8 protein-coding genes are annotated in these 14657 nt (G+C 40.8%); 3 read left to right on the top strand and 5 right to left on the bottom strand.

What is annotated here, in order from left to right; genetic code table 11:
• Nucleotides 1–7: 7 nt before the first annotated feature.
• Nucleotides 8–1561 carry a methyl-accepting chemotaxis protein gene (locus GM182_RS00180; protein WP_449186581.1) on the bottom strand — a complete coding sequence of 518 codons (1554 nt, stop codon included), beginning with the start codon at nt 1559–1561 and terminating at the stop codon, nt 8–10.
• 102 nt (nt 1562–1663) lie between these two features.
• Between GM182_RS00180 and GM182_RS00175 the strand changes: the two genes are divergently transcribed.
• The 3 genes from GM182_RS00175 to GM182_RS00165 all read left to right on the top strand — a co-directional run bounded on the left by GM182_RS00175 (nt 1664) and on the right by GM182_RS00165 (nt 7031).
• On the top strand, nt 1664–2170 hold the full coding sequence (locus GM182_RS00175; protein WP_449186580.1) for a flavin reductase family protein: 507 nt from the start codon (nt 1664–1666) through the stop codon (nt 2168–2170).
• Between the two features lie 25 nt (nt 2171–2195).
• A complete protein-coding gene (locus GM182_RS00170) occupies nt 2196–5168 on the top strand; it encodes a GGDEF domain-containing protein (RefSeq protein WP_449186579.1) in 2973 nt (990 codons plus the stop codon).
• Between the two features lie 96 nt (nt 5169–5264).
• A complete protein-coding gene (locus GM182_RS00165; RefSeq protein WP_449186578.1) occupies nt 5265–7031 on the top strand; it encodes a Na+/H+ antiporter NhaC family protein in 1767 nt (588 codons plus the stop codon).
• 421 nt (nt 7032–7452) lie between these two features.
• Here the strand turns inward: GM182_RS00165 and GM182_RS00160 are convergent, their stop codons facing one another.
• The 4 genes from GM182_RS00160 to GM182_RS00145 form a co-directional block, all read right to left on the bottom strand.
• Entirely contained in the window at nt 7453–10614 is a 3162-nt protein-coding gene (locus tag GM182_RS00160; RefSeq protein WP_449186577.1) for a hypothetical protein, read from the bottom strand.
• A 14-nt stretch (nt 10615–10628) separates the two neighbouring features.
• Nucleotides 10629–11399 carry a type II secretion system protein gene (locus tag GM182_RS00155; RefSeq protein WP_449186576.1) on the bottom strand — a complete coding sequence of 257 codons (771 nt, stop codon included), beginning with the start codon at nt 11397–11399 and terminating at the stop codon, nt 10629–10631.
• A gap of 1 nt (nt 11400) precedes the next feature.
• A complete protein-coding gene (locus GM182_RS00150; RefSeq protein ID WP_449186575.1) occupies nt 11401–11931 on the bottom strand; it encodes a type IV pilus modification PilV family protein in 531 nt (176 codons plus the stop codon).
• A 70-nt stretch (nt 11932–12001) separates the two neighbouring features.
• On the bottom strand, nt 12002–14404 hold the full coding sequence (locus GM182_RS00145) for a copper amine oxidase N-terminal domain-containing protein (protein ID WP_449186574.1): 2403 nt from the start codon (nt 14402–14404) through the stop codon (nt 12002–12004).
• Nucleotides 14405–14657: the final 253 nt, after the last annotated feature.

Below are 14657 nucleotides of genomic sequence, written 5' to 3'. Positions count from 1 at the left end.
AATAGTATCACAACTGCTTATTATCAAATGCTTCATCTATATAAATACCTGTTCCAATAGACCATCTCCATGGGGCAAACCACTTGGCAATAGACATCTTAGGGGAACTCTTGCCGGTTCCGGGCTTTGGCCACACATATATGAGGGTCTTACCTTTATCACCTGCCACCTTAGAACCATCAACCATCTCCTTAACAAGTACAACACCATGTGGGTCTGTGATATGTTCAAGATTTTGCCCCTCAAGGTCTCTATTGGCATTGACCACGGATACATAGTCTCCATCATTGACAAAGATGTATAAATTTCCCTTTCTCATATCCCTAAGCTCCTGCTTAGCCCGTTCCTGCGCCTCCTGCCTTGTCAGCTGGCCTGATTGTTCCCTCTCATGATAAGCAGCAACAATGGACATAGCCTTATCGACAAAGGGTTCTATCTTTGACCTGAGAGTATCCTCATAGGCACCAAATACCTTTTCCGCTGTCTCACTAACAATATCAGATGTAATAGCAGTACTATGCATAACATCGGCAGTGGCTTTCTCGATTTTTTCCGTCACGTCGGCAAGGACCTCCGTCTCCGATTGCAACTTTTCCATAGCAGATACAACAAGCGCCGTGGCCTCACCGATAGAAGAGGCAACTTCTCTCGTGCTACTGGCAAGCTTCACCATATTCTCTATACTGCTACCTATATCCATTACACCGCTAATGATAGAGGAAAACTTGGAAGTTACATCTTCGGTTATACTGGCAATAGATTTCATTTCTTCTGAGAGGTTATCACTTGTAGATAGCACCTCGGCAACGGCCTCGGACATCTCTCCTATAACCTCTCTGATTTGCTCAGCCGTGTGTTTTGTTTCCTCTGCTAGCTTACGTATCTCAGAGGCCACAACGGCAAATCCTTTACCCGCCTCACCGGCACGGGCCGCCTCTATGGCAGCATTGAGGGCAAGAAGGTTGGTTTGGGCTGCTATTTTCTCTATAACATCTATAAGCTCTGTTATACCCTTACTCTTTTCCTCCAACTTCTTTACCATGTCTCTATTGAGTTTATCCACAACTTCTATCCGCTCTATGCTATCTTCCATCTTCTTAAGGGCCTCTTCTCCTTCCCTCGATAAAAACTCCAATGTCTCGCCAGATTTGCTGGCACTCTCAGCAGCGGAAAGGGCCTCATCTGAATAGCTCTTCAACATATCCATACGCTCTGAAAGTAGGCCTGTTGCCTTCTGTATCTCTGCAACGCTCTCCTCCAGATATCTTTCGGCTATCCTCAGTTTCTCCGTGCTCTCTTTCAGAGCATCGGCATCAACACTAAGTTTCTCATTCTCCTCTACAAGCCTTGTCGTCATTTTTACCATATCCCTCGTCAGGAGGGTATCTTTCTTCTCTTCTTTTGCAATGTTATCCACTAATAATGCACTCTTAACATGCCTGTATAAAATCACGCCAAAAACAGAAAATAGCAAAGTATCTATTACGCCAAACCACACACCAGCAGAAAAGGAAACATAAACACTAAATGCAAATAGCAAGACAAACATAGCCCAAAGCATAAACATCACCTCCAGACCATCTCTTATATTTATACTATCAAACATCATTTTTATGCCATTACATATATCCTCTGATACAATACAGAAAAGGGGGTATTTTTTATGAACAAACGTGCAATGCATAAGCTGACATATGGGCTGTATATAGTGGCCTCTGTGAAAGATGGAAGACCTAACGGGCAGATTGCCAATGTGGCATTCCAAATCACTGCCAATCCCGTACAGGTAGCAATAGCCCTTCACAAAGACAACCTAACATGTGAATATGTAAGGCACAGCAAGGTATTTAGCGTGTCTGTTCTCGATCAGACAGCAGACATGATATTTATAGGTCGATTTGGATTTCGTAGTGGAAGAGACTTTAATAAGTTTGACAATACCATCAACTGGAAGATAGGAAACACCGGTGCACCCATCGTATTCGACCATGCTCTAGCCTATCTTGAGGCCAAAGTTAAACACGAGCTAGATGTAGGCACTCATATGCTATTTATCGGAGAGGTAGTAGATGCCGATATTATAAGTGAGGGCACACCACTGACATACGACTATTATCATAAAGTGCTAAGAGGTAAAGAACCACCAAAGGCACCAACATTTACAGCATAGAGTGCCCCCGTGGGGGGAGAGAACAGTGAACAAGCAGTTTCATATTGTAAAAAAGGCATCGTTGCCGAAAGGTGAATATTTCTATCTGCCGCTGTCTAATCATGCCTCGGCATATCCTTTGCAAAACATAGCCAGCTATGTACTACGGTATGCATGCCAAAACGATATCAAACTCCCTCACATGAATCTCAAGGTGCTAAAGGACATGAAAGAAAGCAGTAGAGATAGACCATATGGACGTATACCCTATGCCCTTGTACTTCAAAGCATGGAGAAAATTTCTCAGGGAACAGGAATCCAAACATGGGTAATAGATAGATATATTCCGGGCATTTACTTCCCTATGGAAAAATTTATACGCACGATACCCAAACTCAATATCTCCTCGGATATCAAAATACACATACGAATGCCACGACGCAAAATGGTTCTTTCTCACAAAGATACCGATATAGTACTCTCCCTACTATCAATGGAAAACTTTGCCCTGAAAAAGGAACACGCAGAAAAGGTATGTCACTTTCACCACCTGTTCAAAGAGGGAGTAGGTCCCTATCTCATACCCAAGGACATAGATACTGTCTACACACTCATGAATATGGCTACCCCAAAGCACGCCTATATGGCACTGGATATCATAGGCATTCCCAACTTTCTTGGTGGCCTGATAGCATCTAAAACATTGAAAGAAGAAAAAACCACATACATCAAAGAGATTCTAAAGAGGTATATAGAAGAACAAGAGCACTTTCTCACGGCATATCACCTCATAGAAAGCACACTTACCACCGAGGAAATTATCGCTGATAAGGACCTATTACGATACGCCATACTTGTATTAGGCTACACAAGATTACTGGGCACATATGGTATGTATGTACTGGAACATTTCCAAGAGCTGGGCATATCAGAGCCCTTACTCCTCATGCTCCTAACCGTTATTATGGAGGGCACAGAACTTGACAGCCACGAAGAGCTGTGGCAGGCCCTACACAGGGCTTATGAAACAGCAGATAGTACAAACAAGATATATGCCGCTTATGGCATCATCAACATGGTTCACTTCACAAAACACCACATTGATGTAGAATCCCTTATAACGAACAATCCCATACCAGAAGATATCCCACTTCATATTAAGGTGCACCTACTGAGAATACTCTCACGGCATCTTGGCAAAAGCATTCACACAGAGAAAGCTATAGAGACCATCAGAAATACCATAGAGGAAATATCCGACAGGGAAGGACTGAGGGCATTTAAAGGGCATCTACTAAGAAGTCTTGCCACAATACTCATGTACAAGGCCGATGTACCTCCCTCTATACCATTTACCATGTACTGGGAGGCCATAGGGCTCGATCTCATGCACAGCAGCAGCTCGTTTGGCCATTGGCTCATCACAGCTCCCCACGCGGGAATACCCTATACAACTGTCAAACATACCTTCACATCTATTGTAGAGAGTCTCTCCAGTGTCTTTAGACCTAAAGAATCCATTTATCTGTACGGTGCAATGGCAGAAGCAAGCCTGCAATATGGTCATATAGAGGATTTTCTAAAATACACAGAGATTGTAGACAAACTACAAGAACCTCAAAGGCATGTAATAGAAAAAAACATACTATTTCGCATAAAAGCACTTTACTACATGAGAGAAGAAATGTGGCAACAGCTGGAAACTATTCTAAAGCAGTGGCAAAGTTACGGAGTTATACCCTACTTTAGGGCCCAATGGGAAGCCCTAAAAATGGCACTAGAAACGATTAAGGGGCGCATAAGTGTTAAGTCATTTGACCATTCCAGCAGTCCTGTACTTCTATACATCATAGGCAAATATACAGACAATACCGAAAAAATCATCTCCGCCCTTATGGCACTTCACAGACGGTATATGCAAAGAGATGACCCTCTTGGAAGGGCTGAAACCCATACATACCTGTATCGCTTAACAAAGGATACCAATCCAGCTATGGCTATGGAGCATGCCCTTGCATCACGCTTCATATACGACGAACTTGACGGTATACCACCACAAGATATTGCAGAGGCCAGCGGAGGAATGAAGACCGAGCTAAACGAGTCATTCTTCAAGTTGCTTGCAAAACGTTACAGGGAAAAAAGCAGGTTACTGGAAGTTGTCCTTTCTGCTATGGGAAGCAGCACCAAAGAAGACGTTATGAAGCATCTTCTCAAAGGCCTTCAGATACCATTCACTACAGCATATGGCAAATACGAAACTGCCTCTTCAACTATAGAGGCTATATATTCTATTGTTGGCGTAGAATCAGTAGAAGACCTAAATATACCAACAGGAGAGGGACCTGTTATTACATCACACCCATCTACAGCCTTTATTACCCATGTATTAGGTGATAAAAAACTGACTATTTATGCAGAGCATAGATATGCAGAAGATATATTCGACAACACAACAATATCTACCTTGAGACGATTTGCCGACAGCATTATCAACATACTAGACAACCTGTCTATTGTAGAAAAAGCCAAATTCGACAGTCTTACCGGACTGCACTCACGATGGTTTCTCATCGATGAAGCCCCTCGTATGTGGAAACGAACATTACTAGATGGACATTCTGTATCGCTCATATTTATAGATATTGACAATTTCAAGTATGTCAACGACATATATGGCCACAGTGAAGGAGACAAGGTGTTGAGGCTTGTATCATCTATCATCACAGAAGAGATACGAATATCAGACAGGGCTATAAGGTACGGTGGAGATGAATTCCTCATAATACTCCCTTACTCAGATAGACAATCGGCATACAAAGTATCCAACCGTATACAAACCAGGGTAAGAAACAATCCCCTTTTAAGACGATACATGATTACCTTATCCATCGGTATATACAACACAGACTCACCCGATATCTCTCTGGAAGAGGCCATAGATATAGCAGACAAAACTATGTACATGGCCAAAACAAAGGGTAAAGACCGCATAGAAATATATGACAGTCATGCATAAAAACACCCTATTTGCATAAATAACCACACATCTTGTATAATATTTATGTATTAAAACTTTTTCTATGCACCACCACACGAAAGGGGGATATTGTTTATGAAAAACCTCAGGTGGGTCGGTATCATCTTGCTGGCCGTATTATTATTTGCCATGTTTTCAATGGCAATAGCCATGGCTGGAGGAGATGAAGCAGAGAAGTTCTCTTATGGCTTCTGGTCTATCATTCCTCCAGTAGTAGCTATAGGTTTGGCGTTTGCCACACACAGGCCTATTTTGTCTTTATTCATTGGTATCTGGACAGGTCAATACATCTATGAAGCCCTTCCTCTGTTTGCCAAAGGTGAAACTGGTAAAGCATTATATGCTTTCTTCACATCGTTCTTCCACGTCTTCTCCGATCGTATTGTCGGTGTTCTTGCCGACTCTTGGTATATTGGTATCATTACTTTCACACTTATGATTGGCGGGTTGCTAGGTATCATAAACCGTAGCGGTGGCATGTGGGCCATTGCCGAAGCATTGGCACGCAAGGCTAAAAATTCCGCCACAGCACAGGTATTTGCAGCTATTATGGGTGTTGCCATATTCTTTGACGACTATGCCAACACACTCCTTGTCGGCAATACCATGAGACCAATTACCGATAAATTCCGTGTGTCCCGTGAAAAACTGGCATATATTGTCGATTCAACCGCGGCACCTGTTGCCTCTCTAGCGCTAATATCCACATGGATCGCCTATGAGGTCGGTATTATTGCCGACGCATTGAAACAGGAAGGCTTTGGCGAAAAGATAGCCAACGCAGCATATACCGTATTCCTACAGTCTATTCCCTATAGATTTTACTCTCTCCTTGCCCTTGTATTACTATTCACTATTGCAATAACATCAAGAGACTATGCCACCATGTATAAGGCAGAGATGAGAGCAAGAAAAGAGGGCAAAGTTTACAGAGATGGGGCCCAGCTACCAATATCCAAAGAAATCTCCGAGCTGTCTAAACCTGAGGGTGTTCCCCTGAGATCTATCAACGCATGGCTACCTATTCTTGTGCTAATTGTTGGTACCATATGGGCATTGTGGGTTACAGCCGGCGGTATGGAAACATATAAAGGGTATCTTGATCAGTTCCACTCCTCCTTTAAAGCCTTAACATATACATTTGGCGATGCCGATGCCTCTATAGCCCTTGTATGGGCTGTTGCAGCCGCTACAGCCGTTGCAGCCATCATGGTCATATGGCAAAAGATTATGAATGCCGGTGAAATCGTTGATGCATGGCTTGACGGCACCAAGTCCATGATGGTTGCCGTTGTTATATTGACCATCGCTTGGGCACTGGGCAGCATCAATGGAGATCTTGGCACATCCCAGTATGTTGTAGGACTTGTTGAAGGTTGGCTACCCGGTTCTGTACTCCCACTAGGCATATTCCTATCTGCCGCGCTGATATCCTTTGCAACAGGCACATCTTGGGGAACAATGGCAATACTCATGCCTATAGCCATAGGCCTTGCCGGTAAGTTCTACGGCACCGACGCCGTCGGTGTCATGCACCTCGCTACAATAGGTGCTGTCCTGACAGGTGCCGTATTTGGTGACCACTGCTCACCTGTATCTGATACAACAATTTTGTCTTCTATGGCATCGGCATGTGATCACATGGATCACGTTACAACTCAGATACCCTATTCTCTCACAGCGGCAACTGTTGCCGCCGTTGTAGGTTTCTTGTTTGTTAAATTTATACCCGTGTGGCTACTCCTTCTTATTGGGGCAGCCGTCATAATAGCCATTGTTTACATATTCGGTAAACCTGTACCAAACCTCACAGTAGACGAACTAGAAAAGCTTGATAAGTGAGGCTCACCCTACACCTTTTCATAGGCCCCCGCACCCCGCGGGGGCTGATTTTTTCCACAATAAGAAAGGTTACCCAAGTAATCGTTGTATGCTAAATAACCTGTAAACTATGAGTATTTGCATAAGAAACTGGTTTAAAACGCAGATAGAGGTTAACTTATACTGTATATCACTAAGTGGCTCTAAATTAGTAAAAACACCCTACATAAGACAAGGAAAATGGTCAACAAATGAAATACATAGTCTCACAAGATTACGAAAGGAGCACAACCATCATGTATTAAGGATATGGCATGACTTCATAAATCACGAAAACGGACTAAGCCTTTAGCTGTGGTTTTACAGAAAAAACTGCCAAATAATCCTAAAAGAAAAGCCCCACCTGTAATAGGTGGGGCAATTATCCTATACATTCACTCTCTTACCTTCTCATACGAATATCACCAACATTGACATTGACCATCTCATCATCTTCTGACATCAACCAATAAGTATTCTTGTTAGAAAAAGCATTGTCAGGTAGATAGTAAATAGGAGAAGAAAAACCCCATCCGGGATCTGAAAGCGTATGTGTATATCCACCCAAATGGAAACTAACAGCCTCATACATATCTCTACCGCCCCACATCATCATAGAGCCAAGCAATCTAAATGTTTCTGAGTTTATCGGATATTCATAACCATCGTCGTACCAAATACCGGAATCTGGATCGGTTATATAATTTCTGTCATCGTAATTATCAAGATAGATAACTCCCACACCACCATTTTTCACATAAACATCTGCATATAAGAGCTTATCCCAAGATCTTAGTTCCCAATGATATGGGTTATATGGATCATCATCATCAAGATCCATACTTCTATTAGTAACATCTTTACCTATATAGACATTTCCATCTCTTGCAAAGCGAAATCCATATTTGTTTCCTTTAGAGAGAAAATCGAAATGTTGATTATCACTTGTGTCACTATCTTCATAATTGATGAGTCCTATTTTATCCCAAATCCAGAAAGAATAACCAGAACATGTTCCAGCATCTACATCAGGCGTAGTCTCACCGGGTTCAAGTTCATAGGAGGCATCCTTGCATCCTTTAAGCAAGAACCCTAACCTTTCACCATAAGGAATCTTAGACAAATTAGGAATATCTGCATTCTTTTCAGGATCAGCAGCCAAATCCACTTCATAAACTGGAATCTTATCTTCCTTAATATCACCGGGAACAGGTATAACATCCCCTAACAGGCTCATTCTCTTACCCACTAGAGTTATCTTAAAGTTATACTGAATCATATTCTTCCAATTTGGATGGTATATCTTTGCTTCCACCCCATTTTTGGAATAACCACCAAAGTAGTTCTCAAACCCATTTTCCGTAATAGGAACAACTCTTGTCCATTCATACTGCCAGTTGGGATTATATGTAGAATCAGCGACTAAGGGATTAATATCGTCTGAAGGATAAAGAACAAAATAATCACTATAACCTATCAGCTGTTCAAGAACATCATGTCTAATCTTCTCCTTAATATCATCTGGAATAGAGGCTGTATCAAGTGACTCGGGACCTTCCCACCACCCTGGAGGACAGTTATTAGCAGCATATGGATCAGGATCTACACAGTGTTCATTCCATCTGACTGTAATATCAAAATCCGCCAAATACACATTTTTAGGATCATCCGGATCATATGTAAATTTATACTCTCCTTCTTTTAACGAGTAGGTGTAATCATATCTTGCATATCCAAAAGGACTATTAAATAGCTGACTACCATCTGTAAGTAAAGTACTACTACCTCTTATATTGGGAGTAACTTCCGGAGAAAAGGATACCTTACATAAATCTCCCCAGATAGGTATCCATGTATCCTTTTCAGGCTGACAAGGTGTAACCAAATATAAATCCGCGTTATCACCAAAATCAACCAAAATTCCCTTGCCTGTAGAACTATTTGCCTGAAGATCCAAATCAGTTGAACTACCTGTCAGCTCACAACCATGTTTATACTCACAACTACCAGGAGCATATCTGAGAAATGTATGAAGCTCACCACCAACATTTTCGGTATATAGTGTAATAACATAGCTGTCTGTAGCACTAACTGTTATCTCATCCCCATTATCCAAAGCTCGTTTGGCAGGTGCAAGATCCCCATCCTCTACAAGCTCATCCCATGTATGCCCCGTAAAGAAGGTATCAAACAATCTATTATCAGATGTGGCAAATCCCTTTGTTAGGAGAATATCTGTGTAAAAGTTTCCCAGTGTTACATTATCCCCAGAAAGGTCTTGAGGAGACATAAGTTGACTATTAACAGCATGGTACTCCCAATATATAAAATCCTCTGAATCGGGAACAATACTGCCATCACTATAGACTACCCAGTTAGCTGATGCAACAAACCTATACCATGGTATATTCAGAGAAACATATTTATTCTTCTCTATATCATTCCAAGGATCATTTGTTTCAGGAGTATCCCAATCCTCGTCTCTTATAGATTTTCTTGTAAGGCTAACAAGAGCATATCTTCTAAACTTACCTGCCGTGGGATCATATATTGTAATATACTTATTTCCACTATTGGTATCAACCCAAAGACTACCAGAAGATGGAATAACCTTATTAGAATTGTCTTCAGGTCCATTACCAAATAATATCCCATCAACAGAAAAATAAGATCCTCCATAGTGATACTGTCCATACGCAACCACCGAATCCATAACATGGTCATCTATAAGCTCATTTCCCTTATACTGAAGATATTTACTACTTTTCGCAAAGGGATCTGTTTCCCCGGGATTGTAAACCTCCCAAGTATTAAGGGCAGTCCTAACCGGTCTAAAGTTAACGATAGTGGAATCATCGGCAGGTTTCTCCCAAACATCTCCCTTAACCCTAAGCTGTTCACCCCACTCCTTGGCATTACCTGTAGCCATAACAATTGTTTCACTATTTTTCCACGACAGATCAAATGATACATCACTGGCAACTTTTCTATATTCGTTTGCCAGAACATCTCCTGTACGGTTATACTCTGCAACGAGGTCATTATAAATTTTGCTAACTGAATTCCCCAAGTAAGTTGTTACTGCCACAATTCTAATAGAATGGTCACTTGGAACATCAGAACTACCACTATTATTAGTAGCGTCTAAGTAAAATGCTCCCTTAGATAACATTATCTCATTCGGGGAAACGCCAACAGCTGCAAGGGAGCTCAAATCAGGCATAGGATAATACCTCAGAAAGTTATAAGCATCTGTTGTATCCCCTGGCACATATTTCATAACCTTGACCATATCAGAATTTTCCCAAACATCATAAACATATGAATAATCATCATCACCATCTGTTAGTTCCCTTGTTTCTTCAAATCTCAAGACTGCTGTAATGTCAGATACCATCTGCTGTGAAAGAAACTTTCCTTTGACATATGCGTATATCCGCCAGTTGAATAATACCTGAGAGACCAAAATAGTTAGCATTATCATGAAAACAACCGTAAACACCAATACCAAAAGTAATGCTGAACCTCTTTCTTCACTTAATTTCTGCTTTTTTACACCTTTCATACTACATCACCCTCTTACCTATTTAGAGAAGTAATAGACAACACGACAGTATACGGATATAAACCTACGGGATACCGGCTAACAACATTCGTACAAGAGTTATCCGAATATATCTCTTTTCTAATACCAACAGTAAAGATAACCTGTACTTTTCTCCATTTAATATTGACACCACTAGCATTAACAGAGTACGGAGTATATATAATTTTTACCGTTGAAAGACCATTAAGCTTTCCAACAACAGGTGTTATAACCTGTTTCTGAATATCTCCTGCTGCTTCCCAATCTCTCCAATCTTGAAAAGTAGGAGGTGTATTCTCATCTATATCGCTTCCCCCAAAAGATGTATCTGCAAATTTCCTATACACAACAACCCTTCTTTGAGGAACACATTCCCATGTATTAGTTGACTCATTGTAAATTTTAATGTAATAACCTGTTGTAGTCGATGTGATTAAAACCCAAGCATCCTCCGGTGTTACACCATCTTTGTCAAGAATCCTAGTATAGAATTCAACACTCTGTAGCTCCATTTTATTGGGAAGATTGAAAATATCACCCAGAGCAAGATTTTGCGGATCATAGACTGTAGATGCCCCATAAAAATATGGGCGGTAAACATCATATATATATCCAACGGTACTTAAAATATCTGTCTTTGCCTGCATAAAGGCAGAATATTTCGTTGCCCCAATATACAGACCAAAAACACTAGCAACAATGATCAAAAATATAGCAAGGGAGACCATCATTTCTACCAAAGTAAAACCCCTTTCTCTTTCCATTTTATCTGGCCCCCTTCTTAAAATACCTTCTCATAAAGGCTACATTTTCTATCTTTCCACTATAAGTTCTCCAAGAAATAACATAAGCGACTGTTATAAGATCTTTACTAGTAATATTAGTTTCACCTATAGAAGGCGGATCACCTGGTGATATCGAGTTAACAGGGCTCACTTCCGCGTAAACCCTGACAACATAATTAACATTATTGATCTTGATAGGTAAATCGGTCCTATACGTAGCTCCGTCCATCCATAACACTACGGGTCTCCAGTTCTCCAAATTGGTTATATCTAAATCATGAAATGGAGCAACACTACCTGTGGTTGCATCAACAACAATAAGATCATCCATAGACTCTATAAGAGCATCTATAGACTGAGCTAAATTAATCGCGATGATTTTTTCTTTAACCTCCATATGTTTGAAGGAAAGAGAAGTCATGACTCCAAATATAGCCAATATCGCAACAAGAAGTATAGTAATAGCAACCATTAGCTCAACTAAACTAAATCCTCTCTGCATCTGTCTCATATACAACACCTCTTAAAAGGGGGAGTTACCTCCCCCCTTATGTGTATTTAGTATACTCCCTTACACAGTGTTATCTATATATATATACTGTGCGAGTCTTACCATCCCAAAACACCAAAGACTTCACCTGCTCTGCTATAAATCTTATCGGCACATACGAACGATTTCTTCTAATAGCTGTCGGATAAACATAAACACTGCGGCCATAGCTCGTGGCACCTGCCATCTTATCATAGACCTTGGCATATCTGTTTGTCGATTCATATATATATTCATATCTACCGGCTATTTTGACTTTTTTCTTTACCACTTTCTTAACATCAAGCACAATCTTGAATTTATCGCTTTCTATGGTAATAAGCCTATTCTTATTATCCCAACCTACTTTAAGTCCTAAACCATCGGACACCAGTCTCAGTGGCACGTATGTACGATTATACAGAGGGTTGATAAATGGTGCAGAATCGGGAGATACAAGCTTTTGCCATTCTTCTTCAGGTGTCCACAGCTCATAAGACTGCTCTAGCTTATTTTTCGGTACAAATAGTTTCAATGCTCTCTTTATCTCTATCTTGACAGGAATAACCTCTTTTTTATCTCCATACTGAACTGTGAGATTAATCTTTATGTACGGTAGCGTCATATCGGCAAATGTAATCTTCTTTCTATCTATAGATATAGATATATCGGCAGAACCATTTGACACTTCACTATCTGCCTTCACAATAATAAAACCCTTGTCGGCGGATACACTGAGAGGAATGCTCCCACCACTAACACTAACATTTGCTATAGTGGCAAAGTCATCTATAACATCGGCTAGTGGTATCTTGGTGGTAATGATATTCAGAGAGTACTTTGTTTCTGCTTGCTTAATGACATTGAAGCTTGCTTGATAACTTCCCCCAGCCCAACGACATGTAACATCCACAAGACCGTTTGTTGGCATGCTACCATAGTCAAAGTTCAAAGCGACAATACCCATCTTACGAATCACTGCCAGTGCCGTGTCGTGAAGAGTTCCCCCATCCACGGCCATCTTTATATGTGCCCACGGTTGATTTGCCTCACACGATACCTCTCCCAAACCATCTCCACCATTTTCTATTCTTACAACTTCCACATCGGTCGTTGTCTGAGAAACATTGATGTCATACACAAGACTCTTAAAGGCCAGCTGAGGCAACTTTACCCTTAAAGTAGATGTGTGCTGCACCATGTTACCACTACTCCACTTAATATTACATGTATAAGAGCCATATATACTTGGAGCAGTAGGCCAATGTGCCTCTATGGCACTTGGCTTTGGCATAACCGAGGCTTTAGAAGTTTTACCGGGTCCTACTGTTACTGACCATGCATCTGGAAGTAGCCAATCCACGTTAGGAGAGCATGATACGCTAACCGTCGTTGTATCACTGTTTTCTATGGCAAGTACACCCTTCCAATTTGCAAAATCTTTGTACTCTACCTCGCCAGATCCAACATCAAATATGGCTTTAACAGATGGAATATATGGCTTAACGGTCAAAGTATATATGCCATCTTTACCTATGTACCATATCTTCCCATCGTGGAATACAGGTGCCAATGCGTAATCTACTACTTTTTTCATCGTACCATCAGAGGTAATACTATATAGAGCTCCACCTGTATAAACGATGTAAGTATCATCTATTGTAAACATGGCATTTATATATTGATCATCAAGATCAAACAGTTTCTTCAAATCCCCTCTTACCAGCTGATACAAAGACCTTTTACCTGAGTCTATATTGGCTAAAACCATATAGATGACATCTTCGTCTTTAAACATAGTCTCTACATTATTTTCACCTAAAGATTCATAGCCACCGGCTTCTCCCTTTTCATACCAGGCAATCTGTCCAAAGCCATGATAATATTCACCAACATCGCCCCATACAGATTTAGTGAGAGAACCATACTCAGCTACTGTATTTTTCTTCCAAGCATTATTCGACCAATATATGGTGTTGACACCTAATGTATTGGCAAAGACAATATAATTCTTCCAATGGGAAAGGCCGAACATCCTCTTATCCTGATAGGAATTTATTTTTCTTCCATTCTGATAGATAGTGATAGTATCACCATAAACATTCGACAACCCACCTGTTAGCACAAACATATATCCCTTATATGCTGGATCAAAGTCAAAATACTTATAGTTGCCTTCTATTGACAGAACCTTTACAGCATCGGCATTTTGACTGGTAATCTTGTATATAACGGTGTTGTCCCCCTGTTTTGCAGCTACATATAGAGGAGCACTGGAAGATGCAATACCTGTATAATCTTTTTCAAACCTCAGCAAAAAGGCCCCCTCCGGCACATCTGCCCACTTCTGCACGACAAACTGTGGTGTGTCTTCAGCAGATACACGAACCGGCATAAATACGAGACTGGTCACTATCAATGACAAAACTACTAAAACAACAGATAGTCTTCTCACTTTCTATTACCCCCTGTGTTAAGTTTTTTCTATGTGATTCTCTACATATATTTTATCACTATCACCCACCAAACAATACATTTCCACGGTATAAAGCAACCTTCCACAAACAAAACACAACGGGGAGTTTTAACATTTCAATATTACACAGAAGATACAATCAACACAAACTTGTGCGAATGCAGATGTGAAGAGAAACAAGGTATTTGGAAACCTATAAGTAAGAAAATACGAAAAAGGAAACAACCCAAGA

This window comes from Zhurongbacter thermophilus, assembly GCF_026184435.1.
Lineage (GTDB): Bacteria > Coprothermobacterota > Coprothermobacteria > Coprothermobacterales > JAADFF01 > JAADFF01.
This window is presented reverse-complemented; position numbering and strand designations above follow the sequence as displayed.

Bases quoted from the DNA above. Each gene is read 5' to 3' on its own strand.
- GM182_RS00165 (WP_449186578.1), top strand. From the start codon at position 5,265: ATGAAAAACCTCAGGTGGGTCGGTATCATCTTGCTGGCCGTATTATTA.
- GM182_RS00155 (WP_449186576.1), bottom strand. From the start codon at position 11,399: ATGGAAAGAGAAAGGGGTTTTACTTTGGTAGAAATGATGGTCTCCCTT.
- GM182_RS00175 (WP_449186580.1), top strand. From the start codon at position 1,664: ATGAACAAACGTGCAATGCATAAGCTGACATATGGGCTGTATATAGTG.
- GM182_RS00160 (WP_449186577.1), bottom strand. From the start codon at position 10,614: ATGAAAGGTGTAAAAAAGCAGAAATTAAGTGAAGAAAGAGGTTCAGCA.
- GM182_RS00150 (WP_449186575.1), bottom strand. From the start codon at position 11,931: ATGAGACAGATGCAGAGAGGATTTAGTTTAGTTGAGCTAATGGTTGCT.
- GM182_RS00180 (WP_449186581.1), bottom strand. From the start codon at position 1,561: ATGCTTTGGGCTATGTTTGTCTTGCTATTTGCATTTAGTGTTTATGTT.